At 63.5% G+C, this 2161-nt stretch carries 2 protein-coding genes; both read left to right on the forward strand.

Annotated elements, in window-relative coordinates:
• On the forward strand, window positions 1-1503 hold a 1503-nt coding region (gene groL / locus ACSLE4_RS05200; protein WP_435903416.1), incomplete at its 5' end, for a chaperonin GroEL.
• Between the two features lie 166 nt (window positions 1504-1669).
• The coding region (locus ACSLE4_RS05205) for an SbmA/BacA-like family transporter (protein WP_435903417.1) at window positions 1670-2161 on the forward strand (492 nt) is incomplete at its 3' end.

Consider the following 2161-nt stretch of genomic DNA (forward strand, 5'->3'; position numbering starts at 1 on the left):
CCGCGCTCGACCAAGGACGGCGTCACCGTGGCCAAGGAGATCGAGCTTGAGGACAAGTTCGAGAACATGGGCGCGCAGATGCTGAAAGAGGTCGCCCAGAAGACCAACGAGACCGCGGGCGACGGCACCACGACCGCGACCGTGCTGGCGCAGGCGATCGTGCGCGAGGGCCTGAAGGCCGTCGCCGCCGGCATGAACCCGATGGACCTGAAGCGCGGCATCGACAAGGCCGTGATCGAGGTCGTCGAGGCTATCCGCAAGCAGTCGAAGGAGGTTAGCGGCTCCGCCGAAATCGCCCAGGTCGGCACCATTTCGGCCAACGGCGAGAAGACCATCGGCGACATGATCGCCCAGGCCATGAAGAAGGTCGGCAATGAGGGCGTGATTACCGTCGAGGAAGCCAAGAGCCTCGATAGCGAGCTCGAAGTGGTCGAGGGCATGCAGTTCGACCGCGGCTACATCTCGCCCTACTTCATTACCAACGCCGAGAAGATGATCACCGAGCTCGATAACCCCTACATCCTCATCTACGAAAAGAAGCTGTCGGGCCTTCAGGCCATGCTGCCGCTACTTGAATCCGTGGTGCAGTCCGGCCGTCCGTTGCTCATCATCGCCGAGGACGTCGAGGGCGAGGCGCTGGCCACGCTCGTGGTCAATAAGCTGCGGGGCGGCCTGAAGGTCGCGGCAGTCAAGGCCCCTGGGTTTGGCGATCGCCGCAAGGCCATGCTTCAGGACATCGCAGTCCTGACCGGTGGCGAGATGATCTCCGAGGATCTCGGCATCAAGCTCGAGAACGTCACGGTGCAGATGCTCGGCAAGGCCAAGCGCGTCACCATCACCAAGGACGACACGACGATCGTCCGCGGCGGCGGCAAGAAGGACGACATCGAGGCGCGCGTCGGTCAGATCAAGCAGCAGATCGAAGACACCTCCTCCGACTATGACCGCGAGAAGCTGCAAGAGCGGCTGGCGAAGCTCGCCGGCGGTGTTGCCGTGATCAAGGTCGGCGGCGCCACCGAGGTCGAGGTGAAGGAGAAGAAGGATCGCGTGGACGACGCTCTGAACGCGACCCGCGCGGCCGTCGAGGAAGGCATCGTTCCGGGCGGCGGCGTAGCCCTGCTGCACGCCTCCAAGGGCATCAAGACAAAGGGTGACAACGACGACCAGGAGGCCGGCATCAATATCGTGCGCCGCGCGCTCCAGGCGCCGATCCGCCAGATCGCCGAGAACGCCGGGGTCGAAGGCTCCATCGTGGTCGGCAAGGTGCTGGAGCAGAAGTCTCCGTCCTTCGGCTACGACGCACAGAACGACACCTATGTGGACCTCATCCAGAAGGGCATCATCGACCCAGCCAAGGTCGTGCGCACCGCCCTTCAGGATGCGGCGTCGGTCGCCGGCCTGCTGGTCACCACCGAGGCGGGCGTGGCCGAGTCGCCGAAGAAGGACGACGCCGGCATGCCGGGAATGCCTCCGGGCGGCATGGGCGGCATGGACATGATGTAGGCTTGTCTTAGCTCATCACTTGCGGAAGGGGCGGCCATTGGCCGCCCCTTTTGTTTGCGCCGTTTCCTGGAGCCTGCCAGACCGGCTTACACAATCGTAATTTTCCTAAGCTCAGACTTTGGCTCTATCGTCGCCGCCTACGGCTGATTGAGGTCCTCCCCCGAGAATGGCGAAATTCCGCGACACGGCCAAAGAGTTCGCCCGCATCGCCTTCCCCTATTTCCGCGGCAGCGACCGCCTATGGGGGCGCGGGCTGTTGCTCGTGGTCATCGCGCTCCAGCTCTTCCAGGTCTGGCTGAACGTCCGCTTCAACGCCTGGTACAACACGTTCTACACGGCGCTCCAGGACAAGAACTGGGAGGTGTTCCTCTACCAGTTCGGCGTGTTCACGGTGCTGGCCGTGTTCTTCATCGTCACGGCGGTCTATCAGCTCTATCTGCAGCAATGGCTCCAGATCCGCTGGCGCGGCTGGCTGACGGAGGCCTATCTCGGGCGCTGGCTGGCGGACGGCACCCATTACCGCATGCGGCTCAAGGGCGATTCGGCCGACAACCCCGATCAACGCATCGCCGAGGACATCAGACTGTTCGTCAACGCCACGCTGGATATCGGCATCGCCCTGCTCGGCTCCGTGGTCACGCTGATCTCCTTCATCGTG

This window comes from Methyloceanibacter sp., from assembly GCF_051306395.1.
Classification (GTDB): domain Bacteria; phylum Pseudomonadota; class Alphaproteobacteria; order Rhizobiales; family Methyloligellaceae; genus Methyloceanibacter.